Below are 21,079 nucleotides of genomic sequence, written 5' to 3' on the forward strand. Positions count from 1 at the left end.
CAATGATAAATAGATTAAGGTCCGGGTAGAAATATCCGGACTTTTTTGTTTTTGGACAAAAAAGTACCTTTTCTTAGACAAAAAGTATCCTTTATCTTAGAAGGATACTTTTATCTTTGCTCTCAGAATAAAGAAATAAATAACATGAAACACATTTTTATTGCTTTACTGCTGGTTCTTTGCAGTACATCGCTCTTTGCTTCCCGCAAAGAGATACTATTAAATAACGACTGGAACTTCCGTTTCTCGCATCAGGTACAGCGTAACAGCGGCCAGCGGGTCGATCTCCCTCATACCTGGAATAGCGGTGATGCCCTTATCGGAACACAGGATTATTACCGGGGTATGGGAAATTACGATAAAAAGCTTTTTATCAAGCCCGAATGGGAAGGTAAACGTCTGTTTCTCCGTTTTGAAGGCGTCAATACTATTGCTACTGTTTTCGTTAATTCAGTTTGCCTGGGGGAACATCGTGGTGGGTATGGTGCTTTTGTGTTTGAGATAACCGATCATGTAAAATATGGGGCTGAAAACGAAATCCTCGTGAAAGTAAACAACGCCTTGCAACTGGATATTATGCCGTTAGTAGGCGATTTCAACTTCTACGGAGGTATCTATCGCGATGTAAACCTGATTATCACTGATCCGGTAAATATTTCGCTGACCGATTATGCCTCTCCCGGTGTCTATCTTATACAGAATAATGTCACGAAGGAACAGGCTGAAGTGCGGGCTAAAGTCTTGCTGTCGAACAGTTCGTCGGTCGACACTCCGGTGAAAGTAAATGTAAAGATACTGGATGGTGATAAAATTGTGCAGCAACAGGATATGAACGTAACAGTAGGAGCCAACCAGATACATACGACGGGTTTCGACTTTACCCTAAAGAATCCCCACCTGTGGAACGGCCGGAAAGATCCGTTCATGTATCGTACGGAAGTAACTTTGATGGCTGACGGAAAACAGATCGACAAGGTAGTACAGCCGCTTGGTCTACGTTTTTATCATGTAGATGCGGAAAAAGGTTTCTTCCTGAATGGAGAACACTTGAAACTACATGGCGTATGTCGTCATCAGGATCGTGCCGAAAGAGGAAATGCTTTGTATAAGGAACATCATGAAGAGGATGCTGCAATCATTGCTGAAATGGGAACCAACGCTATCCGGTTGGCACATTATCCGCAGGCTACTTATTTCTATAATCTGATGGATAAATATGGTATCGTAACCTGGGCGGAAATACCGTTTATCGGTCCGGGCGGTTATCTCGACAGAGGTTATAACGACTTGCCAGCTTTTCGTGCAAACGGTAAAGAACAGTTGAAGGAATTGATCCGTCAGCATTATAACCATCCCTCCATCTGTTTCTGGGGATTATTCAACGAACTGAAGACCATCGGTGACAACCCGATCGAATATATCAAGGAACTGAACGACCTGGCTCACCAGGAGGATCCGACTCGTCCGACTACGGCTGCCAGCTTCCTGTCTTACGATAGTGACATCAGTAAGATTACCGATGTGATTGCCTGGAACCAGTATTTCGGTTGGTATGGCGGCTCCCCTTCCGATATGGGAAAATGGTTGGATGCCAATCATAAAGCACATCCGGAATATAAGATAGCTATCAGTGAATACGGGGCAGGGGCCAGCATCTATCATCAACAGGACTCAGTGAAGCCAGGTCAGGCTTCGGGCTGGTGGCATCCCGAGAATTTCCAGACGTTTTATCATCAGGGAAACTGGGAAGCTATTGCCGAACGCCCGTTCGTATGGGGCTCCTTTATCTGGAACTTGTTTGATTTCGGGGCAGCCCATCGTACGGAAGGCGATCGTCCGGGTATCAACGACAAAGGTCTGGTAACTTTCGACCGTAAAGTGAAAAAGGATGCTTTCTATTATTATAAAGCGAACTGGAACAAAGACGATAAATTCGTTTATATCGCTAATCGCCGCCACCGTGATCGGACAACCAAGGTAACTGATATTATGGTATTCTCCAATCTTCCGGAAGTGGAATTGTTTGTGAACGGAAAAAGCATAGGTAAGCAAACACCGGATAATTATGCCACTTTTGTGTGGAAAGGTGTAAGCTTGGCAGACGGTGAAAACACGGTCGAGGCACGTGCCGTACAGAAGAAAAACAGTACATCCGACCGGGTGGTCTGGACTTGTAAATAGGAGCTTGTTTTCTACTTATATGATATCCGGATCAGAAAAATAGATGGATTGATAGATTTGTAGAGAACACTTTAATGATTGTAAATGCTTGAGGAGTAAGGTGTCAGTAGATTGATGCCTTACTCTTTTTTTATTGAGTGTATATAGTTCTTAGTGAACTATGTCCTTTCGGCAGAGTCGAACATAACAGATGCAAAAATAAGCTCTTGTTGGGTTTGCGGACACACAAATTAGTCTGATTGATGTGCACCAATTGTCCACAAATAGAGTTTTAACATAACAAAGAATCGTATCTTTCTTTTTAGTTATCTGTTGTATAAGTTGTTTTAAGATTAATAATTCGCAGCTAATGCTTCTTTGTTGTTTTTTCTACCGGCATTTGGCTACAGGGTAGAAAATATCATCTGTTTTTACCCATAAATCACCTTTCCTACCTTTTGCATTCAACTGCTTAAGATATACGAACCATTTGAATTTTCTAAGAAATACTTTCTTTTCTTCTCTTTTTTTGAGTTGTATTATCCAGAACCATCAACGATTAAAACAATGCGGACATTATGAATACAATATTTAGAGATAAAGGTGTCTTTGGAAATTAGAGAGCCTTTTGAACGATATACAGAAACAAATCGGATTAAGTTCACTAAGAACTATTTCTCTTTTTGCATGTGGCGAACCAGACAAAGAGTATGTACTCCAATATTTGACCGGTATTGGTGTACGCAAACACTATTTATTCATTAACTAAATCTGGTGTTATTATGACAAAGGATTTTAATCGTTTTTATTTATCAAAGATGTTTATGGGAGCCACTATGCTCCTGACATCGGTAGGAGTGGCCTCGGCCGATCCTGCAAATCCGGGGATAGAAGTTCCGGTAACCGATGTCCTGATCGTTTCGCCACAACAAGCGAGAAAGACAGTAACCGGAACAGTTGAAGACGCCATGGGTCCGATTGCCGGTGCCAACATTGTAGAAAAGGGAACAACGAACGGGACCATTACCGACATGGACGGTAAGTTTACTTTAGATGTCGCTCCGAATGCCATTTTGGTGGTATCCTTTATCGGATATACAGAACAGCAGGTTCCGGTGGGAAATCAAACCTCTTTTACTATTCAGATTAAGGAAGACTCACAAGCTTTGGATGAAGTAGTTGTGGTTGGTTATGGTACACAAAAGAAAGTAAACCTGACCGGTTCCGTGTCTTCCGTCGATTTTGCCGACCAGGCTTTATCGCGTCCTATTACAAATGTGTCGAATGCTTTGGCCGGTTTGAGTGCAGGTGTGCAGGTGATGCAAAGCTCCGGACAACCGGGTAGCGACGGTTCAAAGATCCGTATCCGTGGTGTCGGAACACTTAACAATCAGGATCCATTAGTGTTGATCGATGGTGTGGAAGGTGCTATGGACCTTGTTAATCCGCAAGATATCGAGTCAATCTCTGTGTTGAAGGATGCTGCTTCTTCTTCAATTTATGGATCACGTGCTGCGAACGGAGTTGTTTTGATCACAACTAAAAAAGGAAAAGCCGGAAAGCTGTCTGTATCCTATTCAGGGCGTATTTCTTATGCGCAGCCGACGAACCTGATCGACCAGGTGACCGATTATGCCGATTATATGGAGTGGCTGAACGAGTCGTTCGAGAATATCGGCCAGCCGAACCATTTTGCCCAGAGCACGATCGATCTGTGGCGTGAAAAATCAAAAGATCCGAACGGATTGAATGAACATGGGGTTCCTAATTACATCGCTTATCCGAATACCGACTGGCAGGATGCCTTGTTCGGACACGGTTTGATCAACGATCATAATGTATCTGTGAACGGAGGAACCGAGAAATTGCGTATCTTGATGTCTGCCGGTTATCTGGATAATCCGGGGCTGGTCGACCAAACCGGTATCAGGAAATATTCCTTGCGTGCCAATATAGAAGCGGATGTAACCAAATGGCTGACTGTGGGAACCCGTACATTTGCGTCTCAGGAGGATAAGGATGCGGGAAATTTCGATAATGCAAACAACTTCCTGCGCCAGACAACTCCCGGACTCTATCCGGAGTGGAACGGGCAGTATGGTTATCCGGAAGCACCGGAAGAAAGTGCGACTGCCAACAGTATCCTGGCTTTCCTCAATGCACAGGATGGTAAAAAACAGAAGACAAACTTCAACACGACTTTGTACTCGCGTATTTCTCCGATAAAAGGATTGTCATGGGATTTTAACCTGAACTACAAACGGTATTGGGAAGACAACCAAACCTGGACGAATCCGTATGAAAAGGTGAAGTTTAGCGATGGAACAATCATGTCGCCGGCAACGGAGCCCTCTGAAATGAGTACTTATTTCTATAACCGTGCGGATTATAGTTATACCCTGCAGAATATTTTGCGCTATAATATAACGCTTAACAAGGATCATGACCTGGGTGCATTGGTGGGTTACGAAGAGTACTATTACAAACGTGATACCCGTAGTGCGAACAAGAAAGGGCTGATCGACTCAAGCATTCATACACCCGGATCGGCGACAGAAATGGTAAGTGTGGGTGGTGGAGCATTCGATCGTGCCAGCCGTTCATTCTTCGGTCGTATTAATTATGCATATAAATCCAGATATCTGTTCGAAGCAAATCTGCGTCACGACGGGAATGCCCGTTATCACCGCGATTACCGTTGGGGTACTTTCCCCTCTTTTTCTGCCGCTTGGCGTATTTCGGAAGAAAGCTTCATGCTGAATACCAAAAACTGGTTGGACAACCTGAAACTCCGTGTATCTTACGGATCGGTAGGTAACAACGGTGGTGACGATGTGGGAGAATATGAATATCAGTCTACTTATGGCGGAAGTAAATATCCGTTCGGAGGAAAACTGATATCCGGTCTGGCTTCTACTTCCATTGCAAACTCAATGTTGTCGTGGGAAACGTCTAAAATGACCAATGTCGGTATCGACCTGAATGCGTTGAACAACCGTCTGTCTTTTACGATGGATGCGTTTGTTAAGAATACGACAGGTATCTTGTTTACACCTTCTATCTATCTGACAGCAGGTAATAAGGGAGCTCCCCGTAAGAACATTGCGGAAATGACTACGAAAGGTGTCGAACTGTCGCTGGGATGGAAAGACCGGATCGAAGAAGTCAGCTATTCTATTAGTGGAAACTTTTCTTACACGCCTAATAAGATAAAGAAATATAAAGGAGAACTTGTGGCCGGTTATGATGAAAACGGTGAATGGAAGAGTAATATCGGGGATGTAGCTTCCAGTACTTCCGCTGTAAATCCGGTTATTGAAGACCGCATCATGAAGGAATACTATGTTCGTAATCCTTATAAAGGTTCCGGAAAAGGATATGCAGCCGACGGAGTGAATGGTGGTCCGACAGATGGTATGATCCGTACGGAAAGCGATATGGAGTGGATGAAAGCCATGATCGATGCCGGTCATACTTTCATGCCGAATAAAACGATTTCCAAAGATAAGATCTGGTATGGTGACTATATTTATGCCGATGCCAATGGCGACGGTATCTACGGCGGTTCGGACGATAAAGAGTTTCAGGGTGTGTCTTCCGATCCGAAATACAACTTCGGTTTGCAGATGTCAGCAGCCTGGAGAGGGTTCGATATTTCGATGAACTGGGCAGGTGCTGCCGGCTTTAAGTTATATTGGGGTGCTTCGACCGGTTATAACTCGCCGACAACCCGTGTAGGTGTGGCTCTGGGTACTGATATTGCCAACGACCACTATTTCTATAACCCGGAAAACCCGTCTGATCCCCGTACAAACCTGTATGCTCAATATGGTCGTCTGGTGAACGGTGAGAGTGGTTATCAGAATGTTGAAACATCTTCATTGTATCTGTTCAACGGTAATTACCTGAAATTAAAGAACCTTACTTTCGGTTATACCTTGCCGGCTCATATCTCCAAGAAGATTTTTACGGATAACCTTCGTGTATATGTTTCTATTGAAAACGTATTCAATATAACGAAGTATCCGGGTCAGGATCCTGAACTGGGAGCATATCCGGAATATACTTCACTGAGACAATTTGCATTTGGTGCTAACATTTCATTTTAAAGCGTAGAGAGTTATGAAATTAATAAAAAATATTTGTTTATTAGGCGCTTCTATCGCTCTGCTGACAGGGTGTAACAGCGACTTGATGGATCTGACCCCGTATGACTCGATTGCGTCCGGAAACATGTGGACGACAGAGAATCTGGCTGATATGGGAGTTACAGGCATTTATAATGTGCTTCGTTCTGAGAACGTAGCCGGTGACCTGCATAAATTCGACAGTTATGGCGTTTCCGCCGATTACCGTGATGGAAATTACTCCTTATTAAGAGGAAATGCGACAACCGGCGACGGACAGTTCTCCGGCTACTGGAAAATCAATTACGAAGGGATCAGCCGCTGCAATGATGCGATAACCAACTTACCGAAGGCTCCATTGTCGGAGTCGAAGCTTGCTCGTTTGACCGCAGAGTCCAAGTTCATGCGTGCCTTCTTCTATTATCGGTTGAATATGATGTATAAAGGTGTTCCTTTGTATCTGGAACCGGCCGAACTGGATGAACTGGTGAAAGGACGTAATACGGAAGCCGAAGTATGGGCTCAGGTCATTACCGATTTGACGGATGCGATCAATACAGCAGATCTGCCGGATAAGTATGCTGCCGGTGATGCTGCTTATGGTCGTGTAACTAAAGGTGCCGCTTATGCTCTACGTGGCAAAGTATATATGTGGATGAACGAATGGGCGAAAGCGGAAGCCGACCTGCGTAAAGTGGGTGATCTGGGGTATGGATTATTCCAGGGTGAATATAAACAGCTGTTCAAAGAAGCCAATGAACAATGTGAGGAGATGATTTTCTCCCTGCAATGTATCGGTGAAAGCGGATACGGTAATAACTTCTCTTTCCGTTATGGCACGCGTAGTTCTTTCGGCTCCTGCTGGAATACCTATCTGGTAAGTACAGACTTTGTTGAGACATACGAATGTGCGGATGGAAAACCGTTCGACTGGGACGATTTTATACCGGGGTATAATGCGATGGATGTGGCAAAAAGATCTGTTTATTTCCTGCGTGATGAGATGACGGATGCCGAAAAGGCAAAGATGACCGAAGACGGTGCCGATCTGTCTAAGTATCTGCCAACTGGAAACGAAGCCCGTATCAAGGCCGCTTATGAAAATCGTGACCCTCGTCTGATGGCAACTATCATTACTCCGTATGCACAGTATTTTGGAGCTAATGGTGCGACCTCCTACACATATACGCTTCGTTGGCCGTACAGAGGGTTCGATACAGCCGATCCGTTCGACTTGAAAACAGATACCAACAACCGTTATTACTATCTGTTCCGTAAATTTGTGGCTGAAGGTGCTTCGGAAATTCCAAACCGTGAGTATTCTCCGATCGATATACCTATTATCCGTTATGCCGATGTCGTATTGTCGCTGGCTGAATGCCTGAATGAACAGGGTAAAACGAGTGAAGCGATCGAGTGGGTGAATAAAGTTCGTGCCCGTGCCGGTGTTGCCCTGCTAAACAGTAATCAGTATACGCAGGTTTCCGGTCAGGATAATATGCGCGACCGCATCCGTAACGAACGTCGTTGGGAATTTGCCGGCGAAGGTGTTAACTTCTTTGATGAAATGCGTTGGAAGACCTGGCACGAAACCAAGTTTAAGAATGGAGCAGGCTTGAAGCAGATCTGGGGTTCTATGCAGGCATCCTATTCATGGGGTGGTGATTACCTGTACAACTGGGCTATTCCTAGATCTGAAATTCAGATGAACAATAATCTGACTCAGAATAGTGGTTGGATAGATTAGTTCGTGTATTTGTCTAACCAAAAGAGGGTATGCTTTCAAAAGCATACCCTCTGCTAAAATCTAGCCCTGGTGGTCAAAATAATTCAGAAAATAGATAATTACCAGTTAGGGTTCTGTTCAAGCTTATCATTCATTTCTATTTCTTCTGCCGGGATAGGCCACAAGTAATCGCGGTTTTCACGGAATACACGCGTCAGCAGGCGCTTGCCGGTGATGCCGTATTCTTCGCGATTCAGTAATGTGTGTGACAATTTCCAACGGCGCAGGTCACTGTCGCGAACACCTTCACCTGCCAGTTCATAGGCTCTTTCACGGAAGATACGCTGGAAGACTTCATCTTTCGAGTTGGCCGCCAGGTAAGAAGGACCACTGTTCAATAATGCGATACCTGCACGGGCACGTACTTTGTTGATGTATTCTACTGCCTTAGTCTGGTTGCCGGTTTCATTGTAACATTCAGCCAACATCAGGTAAACATCAGCCAGGCGGATGATCGGGAAGTTTACAGGTGTATGTTCGCGGTTCGTGATAGCACCGTTCCAGTCTCCTTCCGGTACGAATTTTCTCCAGAAATAAGTTTCCCAACCTCCCTTATTATTACGCATGAAACCATTGTTCTCGTTCACTGCAACTACGTCTCCTTTGGTATTCTTTGCAAAGATGAATGTCATCAGGCGTTCTTCGTTACGGTTCCATCCCAGATAAGTACTGTAAGGAGCGATCACTGTAGCCGACATACGCGGGTCACGTTGTTCGTACATTTCCAGGATCTTTGCGGATTCTGCCGGTTGGTCGAGGATTTCATCGCCGGCATCGCTCACTGTACATCTGAATACACGTTCACGTACCTGATTGTCGGTTGTATATCCCGGGAACAATTCATCCCAGTTGAAAGGACGTCCGTCTTTGTATTCATACATGTCGACCAGGTCGACAGAAGGAAGGGTGTTATTCCAGCAACTGCCGAATGAGTTACGTGTGCCGGCGTAGAAGCACAGCGGCATACCGTAATCATTACCTGTTCCACCCAGATTGATGATCGAGAAGATCATTTCCGAACTGGTGTGTCCTGTCAGGTTGAACAAGTCGGCGAAGTTTTCGTACAGCTCATGACCGCTGGTTGATCTTTCCAAGTGTTCGATCGCTTTGTCATAACTTTTACTGTACAGATATACCTTACCCAATAATCCTTCTACGGCAGAAGTCGTTACACGACCGTAATTGGCTGCATCCCATGTATCCGGAAGTCCTGAGTTCTGCGCTTTTTCCAGGTCTGCAATGATGAACGCACGTGTTTCTTCGGCAGAACTTCTCGGATTCATCAGGTCGTTGAAATCCTGTTCCAGATTGGTCGTTTCGTCATAGAGAGGAAGACCTCCGAAGTAATCCATCAGATGGAAATAGATCAGGGCACGGAGGAAATGGGCTTCTCCGAGCATCTGGTTCTTTACCGTTTCGTCGATAGGTGCTTCACCGATACTGCGGATGGCGAGGTTGGCACGCTGGATGCCGTTGTATCCGTTCTGCCATTTACCGTTGAGGAAACTGGTTCGCGGTGTACAGGTTCCCAGTTGGAGAGCTTCATACTGGTCGTAGCCGACTGCAACATCCGAGTTTACGTCGATCATAAACATTTTACCGTAGAGGTCGGTGTTTTTCAGGGAGGCATACACACCCATCAAACCTGACTTACACTGATCTTCTGTCTGCCAGAAGGTAGAAGAGCTTAACTGGTCGTAAGGTGCCCTGTCCAGGTCATAGCAGCTTGTTAATGCCAGAAGTGCTGCTAAAAAAGACATAATATATTTTTTCATTTTGTAATTCCGTTTATAAGTTCAACAATCATGATTAGAATGTAACATTGACTCCAACAACCACCTGGCGCATGGTAGGATATTTGATACCATTTACTTCAGGGTCGTATCCTTTCCATTTCGTGAATGTAAAGAAGTTTTCCAAACTGCCGTAGAACCGGACTCTATCCATATAAGCTACTTTCGACCAGGCTGTCGGCAGCGTATATCCCAATGTGATGTTACGGATCTTCAGATAAGACTTGTCGGTTACCCAGAAATCGGAATACTGTTCGTTCCTGGTATCGCTGTAATCCAGCAAGCGAGGATAGCTGGCATCTGTGCGGCCTTCATACCAGCGTCCGTCGATAACATCTGCATTCAGTTGATATCCCTGGCGCACGGTTGTTTTATACAAGGCACTCAGATATACGTCTTTGAGACCAGCCTGTCCTTGTATCAATGCGGAGAAGTCGATACCTTTCCAGTTGAAGCCCAGGTTAACACCGTAGGTAAATGTCGGGTTTTGTCCGTTGCCGATAACGGTACGGTCGTCGTCATTAACCAGTCCGTCGCCGTTGAGGTCTTTGTAGAGGATATCACCTTTTTGGGGAGTTCCGTAAGGGAATACCACTTTGCCTTCTACGGCCGGGTTATCCAACATGGCCTGTACGATTGCCAGGTCTTCGTCTGTCTGGATGATGCGGTCTACTTCGCGCACATATAGTGACCAGATAGGAAGACCTTCCTGCAGGATTCTTGCATCCTTGATCGTATAGTCGTCTCCTTTAAATTTATCTACGTTGTTCTTGATGTAAGTGAAGTTGAAACCTACGTTGTAAGAGAAATCTTTTCCGATCTTGTCGCTCCAGTTGGTAGAGAATTCAAGCCCCCTGTTGGTTATCTGTGCGGAGTTCTGCTTGGGGATAGTGGCATTACCGTGCACTTTCGGCGCCGGAAGATCGATCAGGATACCTTCTGTTCTTTTGTTAAAGAATTCGACAGATCCTGACAGGCGGTTACCTAATACATTGTAATCAAGACCGACGTTGGTAATATAAGTCGTTTCCCATGTCAGCGCGGCATTTGCGATCGCTGTCTGTGAAAGTCCCATGGCTACGGCACGTCCCAATACATAGTTTGTTTGCGCGTACAGGGATTGTGAAGTATAATTGCCATCATTATCGCGGTTATCCCCTAATGTATTATTACCCAATGAACCGTAAGATGCACGTATCTTCAGGTTGTCCAGCCAGTTCTTGGTATTCTCCATGAAACCTTCTTCCGAAATACGCCATGCGGCGGAGAAAGAGGGGAAGTAACCCCAGCGATTGTCTGCCAGGAAGCGTGAAGAACCGTCTGCACGCAGGTTGACTTCCAATAGATATTTGTCATCCCAACCCAGGTTGAGGCGACCGAAGAATGAACGCATGGCCCACTCGGTGACATTACCAGTCGTGGATGATTCACCAATAGCTCCTTCGATTACATTCAATGACGGGTCGATCAGGTCTTTGCGGGTGCCGCTGAAGAATTGCCGTTTATACTGTTCCTGGCTACCACCGACCATCAGGTTTGTGCTCAGGCGGTCGTCGAAGAAGTTACGTTCGTAACGAACTGTCGCGTCCATAAAATTCCTGAATGTCTTTTCGTTATAATTCGAGATACTGGTCTGGCCTACACCGTCGGTATACAGGGTGTTGGTTTGGAAGTTGTACATCGGAACGAAATTAGGTTTGCTCTCTTTGAACTTATCATAGTAGTCATACGTGTATGATCCTTGTATAGTCAATCCTTTTAGGGGAGTCAGGACAGCATACAGACGGGTCTTTAACGTGTTGACCTGGATATTACCGGAAACATTTCTCAGACGGTTATACGGGTTGTTTGTTGCATTCTGAGGATCATCTTCCGCATTCGCATTGATACCCAAGCGGTTTTGATCGTCCAGATAGGCGATACCCGGGTTACCGCCTGTCAGACCGTAGGTATAGATATCGTCGATATTGTCGCTGACCGGCGTTGTGTTGGAGGTGTATCCGCTCAGGTTTACCCCGATCTTCAACCAGTCTTTTACCTGTGAGTCGACATTGGCGCGCAGGCTGAAACGCTCGAATCCGCAGTTTTCCAGGATGCCCGGGTTGTTCAGATAGTTGAAAGAGGTGTAATAGGTGATCTTATCCGAGCCTCCGGATGCGGATATATTGTGCTGGTGGGAAACTCCAGTTTCATACACATCGAAAATGCTGTTGTTCGGATATGCCAGATAATTCGGCATTCCGTATTCGTTCAATCCGTTCGGGTCTTTGGACTTTTCACGCCAGAGATTGATCACGTTCTCGGAGAATGGTTTGGGCTTGTTGCTGTTTGCCATTCCTTCATTCAGGTATTCCATGTAATTGGCGTAATCGGAAACGACTTCATACGGCTGGTCCAGTGTCTGGAATGATACGTAACCGGTATAATCCAGTTTCATTTTGCCGGATTTACCTTGTTTTGTCGTGATCAGAATGACACCGTTGGCAGCACGTGAACCGTAGATGGCTGAAGAAGCGGCATCTTTCAGTACGCTGACTGTTTCCACATCCTGCGGGCTTACGCTGTTCAGCGTTCCTTCCACCCCGTCGATGATAACCAGTGGCGAAGAGTTGTTCAATGTACCCTGGCCGCGTACCTTGATATCCGCATCGCCGTTGTTGGAGGGTAGGTTGTTGCTGGATGTGATCTGTACACCGGGTGCAGTACCGGCTAATGCGGTAGAAATGTTGGTCAACGGACGACTCTCGGCCATTTCACTGACATTTACCGAAGTCACGGAACCGGACATGTTCACTTTCTTCTGCGTACCGTAACCAACCACAACCACTTCATCCAATGCCTGTGAGTCTTCGGTGAGTTTGATGTTAAAGGTTTTTTGGTTATTTACCGGAACCTGTTGTTCTTTATATCCGATAAATGTAATAACCAAAATAGAGTTGGGTGCTACATCCAGAGTGAAATTACCGTCCATATCGGTAATTGTACCATTGGTAGTCCCCTTTTCGATAACATTTGCTCCGGCAATCGGGCCGAATGCGTCCTGTACCACTCCCTTGATGGTTTGCTTCGCCTGCTGTGGCGATGTCACTGCTGCACTAGGTCCTGTGGGCCTCAATAATTCAACAGAAGGATTCGCCGACATCTCGCTTACGGATGTAAGGAACATGGTTGTTCCCAGAAACAGCGCCTTCGATACGTGAAAGTGAGTAAAATCTTTAGTCATAATAACACCAGATTTAGTTAATAATTAGATAATAGTTTTCTCATTTGTAATTGTCATTTTGTATTTTCCATATTCCGTATGTCTACATAAATATTTAGTAGAAGCATAGTTCGTATAGAACTATGGTGTATATGGTTTGTTGGCAGGGAAAAGCATGAATTTTAAATAGTCTTTGATGATTCTCTGTAGTGGATAGGTTATATTATCTAAATGAGTAACTTAACGGTAGGATAAATGAAAGAATAACATGAAGGAAAGTCCGTTTTTTCGAGTAAAGAAGCTGATTTAAGTAACAATGATGGCTGATAAATATTTTTTACCGGATAGGATTCTGAATGAACAATATGTTTAAAGTATTTAAATTCACATCTTACTGCATGATCGCAATGGGCTAACAACCAGGTTGGTATTGTTCTTAACGCATAAATGCTGGACAATTAGTGCATAATTAATGGATAAAATTATACATCCGTTAATATAATTAACGTTTATATTTGCATCGTTTTGACATTAGTTCTATACGAACTACGACTATGAGAAAAACCCGTTAAAACTTCATTTCTGGACAATAGGGGCACATGAATTGGATAAATAATCCTGTCATTTATAGACTTTCTTTCTACTTTTGTGTATTACCATGAAACAAATATGACTTATGAATGTATGTAAAAATGTAACTTTGTTATGTCTATTGCTAATGTTAACAGCTCCTGTCTATGCGTATATTGAACGGGATTTGCTGCAACAAGCTGCCAATGTGGAAAAACTTGAATCTGTATTGATCCTCAATCAGGAATGGGTGCCTTACCCACTTTATACCGACCGTGCCGGTTGGGATCAGTTTCTGGGTGATTACAAAAACGAGTATATCAAACGGGGAGAGAAACAACTTGACTACGAGTGGAAAGTCGTAAAAGCAACTGATTATATAGAATATGAGCGTAGTGGCAACCGCCGGATCATGGAAGATCCTTTTGGTAGTAATAATACCGCCCTTGCCGATCTGTTGATGGCAGAACTGGCCGAAGGAAAAGGCCGTTTTATCGACCAGCTTATCAATGGCGTCTACCAATCCTGTGAAATGACTTCCTGGGTATTGTCCGCTCACTTGAGTGCGCAACACTCCACACGTTCCTTGCCGGATTATAAAGAACACGTGATCGATCTTACTGCCGGTGACATGGGATCGTTGCTTTCATGGACTTACTACTTCTTCCATTCCGAATTCGACAAAGTAAACCCGGTTATCTCCGAACGCCTGCGCCATGAGTTGCAGGAACGTATCCTCGATACCTATATGAAAGAAGACCGCTTCTGGTGGATGGCTTTCAACTATAAACCGGGAACTTTGGTAAACAACTGGAATCCGTGGTGTAATTCAAATGCCCTGCAATGTTTCCTGTTATTGGAAAATGATAAAAAAACGTTGGCAAAAGCCGTTTACCGTACGATGGTTTCTGTCGATAAATTCATCAACTATACCCATTCCGACGGGGCTTGCGAAGAAGGCCCTTCCTATTGGGGGCATGCTGCCGGAAAGATGTATGACTATCTACAATTATTATATGACGGAACAGGTGGGAAGATCAGTTTGTTCGACCAACCGATGATCAGGAACATGGGAGAATACATTGCCCGTTCATACGTAGGGAACGGCTGGGTCGTGAACTTTGCCGATGCTTCCGCCAAAGGGGGAGGAGACGCTCCGATCATCTTCCGCTATGGAAAAGCGGTGGGCAGCGATGTGATGATGCAGTATGCCGCTTATCTCAACAGCCTGTCGAAGCAGAAAGCCCCTTCTTCCGGGCGGGATATATTCCGCACATTGCAAAGCATTCTCTATGCCAAAGATATGGAACAGGTGAAACCTGTCTACGAATCGCCCGCTTATACCTGGTATCCGGAAACAGAGTTCTGCTACATGACAAACAAATCCGGCCTTTTCTTCGCAGCTAAGGGAGGTTATAACAATGAAAGTCATAACCACAACGATGCCGGAACTTTTTCCCTCTACCTGCATACGACTCCGGTCTTTATCGATGCCGGCGTAGGAACTTATACCCGCCAGACGTTCAGCAGCGAGCGATATACGATCTGGACCATGCAAAGCAACTATCATAACTTACCGATGATAAATGGTGTTCACCAATCATTCGGAGCAAAATATAAAGCGACGGACGTTTCTTTCAATCCGAAAAGCAGTACGTTCTCGGCCAATATCGCTACAGCTTATCCCGAAGAAGCCGGAGTCAATAAATGGCTTCGTTCCTATACACTGGGCAAAGGAGAATTGAAGATCAAAGACACATTTACTTTGAATGAGTTAAAAGACTTCAATCGTGTCAACTTCCTGACCTGGGGTAAAGTGGATATCGCCACACCCGGTGTGGTCGCTATCGAAGTGAATGGCGAAAAGGTAAACCTGCAATACGACAAAAACAGTTTTACCCCTTCCCTCGAGACCATTACGCTGGATGATCCGCGTTTATCCAATGTGTGGGGAAAAGAGATATACCGCCTTTCTTTGACAGCAAAGAAGAAAGCTCTCTCCGGAACATATGTGTACACAATCAAACAAAACAATAAATAAAGAAAGAATGAAAAATTGGATTGCCCTGGCTTTCTCCGCATTTCTGGTCTCTTGTGGGGGAGCACCTAAAACAGTAGAAAAAAGCTTTGTCGACGAGAATGTCGATTTTGCCCGTGCCCAGATCGGTAATGAAATAGCAGTAATCGAAGCAAGCGGTGAATGCCTTAATCCGGTGACACTGAAAGCCGACAGTTCCGTCTATTACTGTGGCTACGGTGACTGGCGCAGCGGCTTTTTCCCCGGTTCCGTCTGGTATCTGTATGAACTGAGCGGAGATACGGCTCTGCTTCCATTGGCCCGGAAATATACATTGGCCATAGAAGAAGCCAAGAACCTGACCTGGCATCATGATATCGGCTTTATCATCAATTGCAGTTTCGGTAACGGCCTGCGCCTGACAGCCGATCCGTCTTATAAAGACGTGATGGTACAGGCTGCCAAATCGTTGTCCACCCGTTTTCGTGAAGCTCCCCAGGTGATCCAGTCGTGGAACGTGGATCGCGGATGGCAGTCGGAACGTGGTTGGGAATGTCCGGTGATTATTGACAATATGATGAATCTGGAACTGATGTTCGAAGCGACCCGTTTATCCGGCGACTCTTCTTTCTATAAAATCGCTATTGCACATGCCGACCGTACTTTGCAGGAGCATTTCCGTCCGGATGGCAGTTGCTACCATGTAATCGATTACAGTCTCAAAGACGGTTCCGTACGTCACCGCCATACCGCACAGGGATATGCGCACGAATCTGCGTGGAGCCGCGGACAAGCCTGGGCTATCTATGGTTATGTCGTTTGCTACCGGGAGACAGGCGATCGCAAATATCTGGATCAGGCACTAAAGACATTCAACTTCATGAAGAATCATAAAGCCATGCCGGCCGACTTTATTCCTTACTGGGATATGGATGCCCCGAATATACCGAACGAACCCCGCGATGTATCTTCTGCTTCCTGTATTGCTTCTGCATTATACGAGATCAGCACGATGGATGTGGAAAACGCAGCAGATTATAAAGCCTATGCCGACGGTATAATGACCTCGCTGGCCTCTCCGGCTTACCGTGCGGCCTTAGGCGCAAACGGTAACTTCCTGTTGATGCACTCGGTGGGTAGTATTCCTCACAACTCGGAAATAGATGTCCCCTTGAACTATGCCGACTACTATTTCATGGAAGCCCTTAAACGTAAACAGGATATAGAAGCAAAATAAACAGATTCGCATTTAATATGGATTGGACAGGCATTCGTCGTTAAAGCAATGCCTGTCCATTTTTTTTCGGTGCCTATCCGTTATTGGATGCCTGCCGCTTCTTGTATTCCGCCGGTGTCGTATCGAACTGGGCTTTGAAGCAACGGGTGAAATAACGGGGAGAGCCGAAGCCTAACAGGTCGGAGATCTCTGCGATTTGCAGGTCCGGCCGGGTGATTAGCAAGGTTGCCGCCCGTTTCAGTTTGCAACTGAGAACAAAATCGTTCGGGGTCATGCCCGTAAGGGCCTTAAACTTAGCATACAGCGAGCTGCGGCTCAGTCCCAGTTCTTTAGCCAGCGTATTCATATCGAACTCCATATTATCCATGTTTTCTTCAATGATCTTGTTGACTGCATCCATAAATTTCTGGTCGATCGGGTTGCTGGCGAGCGACTGTGTGTCGAAGTCCCTTTGTTCGTTGAATTTCTTTTGCAGGATAATGCGGTTGCGCACCAGATTGTTGCAGCGGGCAAGCAGTACCCGGGCATTGAACGGTTTACTGATATAATCGTCCGCACCACGTTGCAGACCTTCGATGCTCTGTTCCGCAGAACCGAGTGCCGTAAGCAGGATCACCGGTATATGGCAGATATCGAAATCGTTTTTGATTTTCAGGCACATCTCCGTACCCGACATTTCCGGCATCATGATATCGCTCACGATAATATCCGGCCTTTCGCTCCGGGCCTTTTCCAATCCCTCTTTGCCGTTGCTGGCCAATAGGACGTGGTAGGCCGGCGAGAAGAGAGAGTTCAGTATCTGGAGCAATTCTTCATTATCGTCCACCAATAAAACGGTATAGGTTGCACCTGTTTCTATAAGTGATAATTCGGATGTTTCTTCGGGAAGTTCTTTTATGATGGTTTCCGGAAGTATTTCGTTCCGCATCCCTTCATTTTCGGGTTCGACAAACTTACATTCATCTTCTTTGAAATGCGCCCGTCCTTTGGGTAAATGAACGATGAATATACTTCCGTAGCCCGGCGTGCTTTCCACCTGTATCTTACCGTGATGCAGTTCTACGATACTTTTGGTTAGCGACAAGCCGATCCCCGTACTGGGCTGTGTCAGACCGGACGCATTGCTGCCGGCCTGATAAAAGCGGTCGAATATTTTGTCGATATCCTCTTTGCCGATACCGATTCCGTTGTCGATAATTTTGATGATGATAGCCTGTTCGTTATCCTCTACCACCATTTCGATCGCAGCCCCCGGTTTGGAGTATTTGAACGCATTCGACAGCAGGTTGTAAAAAACCTTTTGCATCTGTTTCGGATCGAACCAGCACAAGATACTTTCCTCCTGGGTTGTGAAGCTATAAGTCACTGAACGGCCGGAGGCATATTCGTAAAAAGAGAGATAGATCTCTTTCAGGAACGGGATGATGTTCTGTTCGTATACATTCAGCTTCACATGTCCCTGTTCCAGTTTACGGAAATCAAGCAGTTCGCTGATCAATGTCCGCATGTTATGGGTGTTTCTGTATATTTTCAACAGTTTGTTATAAGTGGAAGGCGCCAGCGAACTACTTTGCAACAATAGTTCGATCTGGGATATGATCAGTGTGAGCGGCGTCCGGAACTCATGCGAGATATTGGAGAAGAATTGCAGTTTCGCCTGGTTCAATTCTTCGATCCTGTCTTTTTCCTTGCGTTCGAACTCCAGCGATGTCCGGAGCAGCAATTGCGACTGTTTGAAGCGGAAGAAACCGTAGATAAGTCCGCCCCCCACCAACACATACAAGAGGTAGAAGAGCGGAGTCGCGTAGAACGGCGAATGGATAACGATTCCCATGCGGATCGTTTGCGGTTCAACCTTGGGATCGTATTGTTTCTCGCGTACGATCAATGTATATTTCCCCGGGCTGAGATTGGTGTATTGGATGCTGTTGTCATTGTTGCTGATCCATTTATCGTCGAAACCTTCCAGCATATATTCGTAGGCTGTTTCTTTCAGCGTATTGATGTAGTTGTTTGAATTGAAGGTGACGATCAGGTTATTCTGATTGTGTCTCAGGTCTATTTCATGGATATAAGGCAGTGCGTCCGACAATATATGTGTCCGGTCGTTGGGCTGTACCGCTTCGTTGTTGATATATAAATCAGAGAAATACAGCTGGTAGTCTTTGGCCGGACGAAACAGATCCTGTTCGAAGAATGTTGTCACCCCGTCTATGCCGCCGACAAATATCTCGCCGTTTTGGCAAACCAACAGTCCGCAACCTTTATTGATGCCCGATACCGGAAGGGCAGTCCCTTGTTCCACAACCTTGAATTGTTCCTGCCCGGGATCGAAGAAAGAGAGCCCTTTGTCGCCGGATATGATCAGATAACCTTGTGTCGACTCTTTGATGTTATAACAATAGTCGCTTAATATCAGGCTGTTGTTTGTCGTATACCCTTTGAACGAATTGTTCTTTTCATCAAACTCATACAGACCCGCCCCCAGTGTCCCGAAGAAAATACGTCCTTTCTTGTCTTCATAAATAGTAGAGATCAGCTGTTTGCCGAGTCCGTTTTCGCCACAACGGAACATACGCAGGTCTTGTTCGTCATTCATTTTAATCCTGTAGAGGGTGTATCCGGTAGTGATCCAGATATAATCGTGCGAGTCGATCAGGAAACAATGATTTCCATATGTCTTCCCGCTGGGGAATATCGGGCTGATATGCTCGGTGTCGAGATCCATCATCGCATTGCCCCATTGGGTCATGAATACCAGGTACTTGTCTTTCCAGATACGCATCTGGTTGATCCTGTCGCCTGCCTTTACCGCATATGCCGGATCTTCAAAATAAGGATTACGGAAGCGTTTTTTTGAAAGGTCGAAGATGGATAATCCCCCGGTATGCGTCCCGATATAAAGCTTGTTGTGCTTTTGGCTGTAAGCAATATCTTTCAGGTTGTTATGGGCGATGGAGTTCTTGTTGGGATCGGCCATGAAGTAGGTGAAGGTCTTTGTTTTCCTGTCAAAGAGGTTGAGGCCGCCGCCTTCTGTACAAATCCAGATATTACTGTCTTTATCTTCTATCATATGTCCGACAAAGGGAAAACTGAGGCAATCCTTTCTTGAACTATCGGCCGTGTAAACGGTAAACAAATCCATTTCCGGATTGAAATAATGCACACCTCCATAGTAAGTTCCCAGCCAGATGCTTCCCTGATGATCTTTATAGACCGGGAATACAGACGAATGCATCAGGCTGCCGGGAAGAAGGTCGTGGGTATAGACCTGGAAACTGTCGTCATACGGGTTATACTTATTAAGCCCGGTGAACGTCCCGATCCACAGGTTCCCGAAATTATCTTCCACGATGCCTCTCACCTGGTTGCTGGATATATTATCCGGTTTCTGCGGGTCATAGCGGTACCGTTTGAAATGCCCCGACGGCTCTCTTTTATAAAGCCCGTTCATACGAGCCGAGATCCAGAGATTTGCGTGGGAATCTTCAAAAAGGGTGTAGATATCTTCGTTCGGAATGATACAGGTGGGAAGCGTGTCTCCTTGCTGCATATATAATCCGCTGTTAGTCCCGATCCAGCACCGTTTCTGGCTGTCGACCGTGATGCAGGTGGCGTGTTGATACGTATATTCGAGTTGGAAACGGAATCGAAGCTCTCCGGTATCGTTATCCCGTATGAAGATAGAGTCGCCAACGCCTACCCAAAGCTGTCCGTCTCTGAAAGCCACTGCATTGACTCCCGAGCTCTTGAGGCAGGAGAACTGTTGGGTATGAAGATTATATTGTACCAGTGAGTTGTCCGAATTGAAATAAATATTCCCCTGAAGATCTCCGGTTATAAAATCGATGCTGTTCCCTACCGGAAATTCATTCTCGTTCTTATTGCCCAGTGTCGGCTTGTATGCGGTCACATGAACGCCGTCGAAAACGCTTAACCCTTCTTCCGTACCGAACCACATCCGCCCCAGTTCATCCTGGTAAATCGACATGACCGACAGTTGCGAGAGCCCTTCTTTTGTCCCGATATGTTTGAAATAGATAGGGAAGGCATAAGACAGGGCGTTCAGGAAGACGAAAAGTATGATCAGTTTTCTCATGGCTTTTGTACTATTTGAAGGCGAAGATAATGATAAATTTCGGAATTATTTAATGCAGTAGCTCATATAAATAGGTATCTTTGCCCTA

The 21,079-nt window shown here is 45.4% G+C and carries 8 protein-coding genes; 5 read left to right on the forward strand and 3 right to left on the reverse strand.

Annotation, left to right across the window (positions count from 1 at the left end):
* Nucleotides 1-144: 144 nt before the first annotated feature.
* The 3 genes from lacZ4 to M1P97_RS04925 all read left to right on the forward strand — a co-directional run bounded on the left by lacZ4 (nucleotide 145) and on the right by M1P97_RS04925 (nucleotide 8,034).
* The gene (lacZ4, locus tag M1P97_RS04915; protein ID WP_249388538.1) at nucleotides 145-2,181 is read left to right on the forward strand and encodes a beta-glucuronidase LacZ4; all 2,037 of its coding nucleotides are present in this window, start codon (nucleotides 145-147) and stop codon (nucleotides 2,179-2,181) included.
* Between the two features lie 761 nt (nucleotides 2,182-2,942).
* Nucleotides 2,943-6,269, forward strand: a complete 3,327-nt coding sequence (locus tag M1P97_RS04920; protein ID WP_249388539.1) for a SusC/RagA family TonB-linked outer membrane protein — start codon at nucleotides 2,943-2,945, stop codon at nucleotides 6,267-6,269.
* Between the two features lie 13 nt (nucleotides 6,270-6,282).
* Nucleotides 6,283-8,034, forward strand: a complete 1,752-nt coding sequence (locus tag M1P97_RS04925; protein ID WP_249388540.1) for a RagB/SusD family nutrient uptake outer membrane protein — start codon at nucleotides 6,283-6,285, stop codon at nucleotides 8,032-8,034.
* A 98-nt stretch (nucleotides 8,035-8,132) separates the two neighbouring features.
* Here the strand turns inward: M1P97_RS04925 and M1P97_RS04930 are convergent, their stop codons facing one another.
* Together M1P97_RS04930 and M1P97_RS04935 are read right to left on the reverse strand one after the other, a co-directional pair.
* A complete protein-coding gene (locus tag M1P97_RS04930; RefSeq protein WP_249388541.1) occupies nucleotides 8,133-9,848 on the reverse strand; it encodes a RagB/SusD family nutrient uptake outer membrane protein in 1,716 nt (571 codons plus the stop codon).
* Between the two features lie 34 nt (nucleotides 9,849-9,882).
* On the reverse strand, nucleotides 9,883-13,089 hold the full coding sequence (locus M1P97_RS04935; RefSeq protein ID WP_195374670.1) for a SusC/RagA family TonB-linked outer membrane protein: 3,207 nt from the start codon (nucleotides 13,087-13,089) through the stop codon (nucleotides 9,883-9,885).
* 655 nt (nucleotides 13,090-13,744) lie between these two features.
* Here M1P97_RS04935 and M1P97_RS04940 point away from each other — a divergent pair.
* Both M1P97_RS04940 and M1P97_RS04945 read left to right on the forward strand, forming a co-directional pair.
* Entirely contained in the window at nucleotides 13,745-15,679 is a 1,935-nt protein-coding gene (locus M1P97_RS04940) for a heparinase II/III domain-containing protein (RefSeq protein ID WP_394803879.1), read from the forward strand.
* 7 nt (nucleotides 15,680-15,686) lie between these two features.
* Nucleotides 15,687-16,892: a glycoside hydrolase family 88 protein gene (locus M1P97_RS04945; RefSeq protein WP_195374672.1), complete on the forward strand. Its 1,206-nt coding sequence runs from the start codon at nucleotides 15,687-15,689 to the stop codon at nucleotides 16,890-16,892.
* A 73-nt stretch (nucleotides 16,893-16,965) separates the two neighbouring features.
* Here M1P97_RS04945 and M1P97_RS04950 read toward each other — a convergent pair whose 3' ends face one another.
* Nucleotides 16,966-20,991, reverse strand: coding sequence for a hybrid sensor histidine kinase/response regulator transcription factor (locus M1P97_RS04950; RefSeq protein WP_249388542.1), 4,026 nt, complete (start codon nucleotides 20,989-20,991; stop codon nucleotides 16,966-16,968).
* Nucleotides 20,992-21,079 lie beyond the last annotated feature (88 nt).

Source organism: Parabacteroides leei, assembly GCF_023369805.1.
GTDB lineage: Bacteria > Bacteroidota > Bacteroidia > Bacteroidales > Tannerellaceae > Parabacteroides > Parabacteroides leei.

What these genes read in the sequence shown, in the direction of transcription:
- M1P97_RS04940 (WP_394803879.1), top strand. Translation starts at nt 13,745, where the DNA reads ATGAATGTATGTAAAAATGTAACTTTGTTATGTCTATTGCTAATGTTA.
- lacZ4 (WP_249388538.1), top strand. Translation starts at nt 145, where the DNA reads ATGAAACACATTTTTATTGCTTTACTGCTGGTTCTTTGCAGTACATCG.
- M1P97_RS04920 (WP_249388539.1), top strand. Translation starts at nt 2,943, where the DNA reads ATGACAAAGGATTTTAATCGTTTTTATTTATCAAAGATGTTTATGGGA.
- M1P97_RS04925 (WP_249388540.1), top strand. Translation starts at nt 6,283, where the DNA reads ATGAAATTAATAAAAAATATTTGTTTATTAGGCGCTTCTATCGCTCTG.
- M1P97_RS04945 (WP_195374672.1), top strand. Translation starts at nt 15,687, where the DNA reads ATGAAAAATTGGATTGCCCTGGCTTTCTCCGCATTTCTGGTCTCTTGT.
- M1P97_RS04950 (WP_249388542.1), bottom strand. Translation starts at nt 20,991, where the DNA reads ATGAGAAAACTGATCATACTTTTCGTCTTCCTGAACGCCCTGTCTTAT.
- M1P97_RS04935 (WP_195374670.1), bottom strand. Translation starts at nt 13,089, where the DNA reads ATGACTAAAGATTTTACTCACTTTCACGTATCGAAGGCGCTGTTTCTG.
- M1P97_RS04930 (WP_249388541.1), bottom strand. Translation starts at nt 9,848, where the DNA reads ATGAAAAAATATATTATGTCTTTTTTAGCAGCACTTCTGGCATTAACA.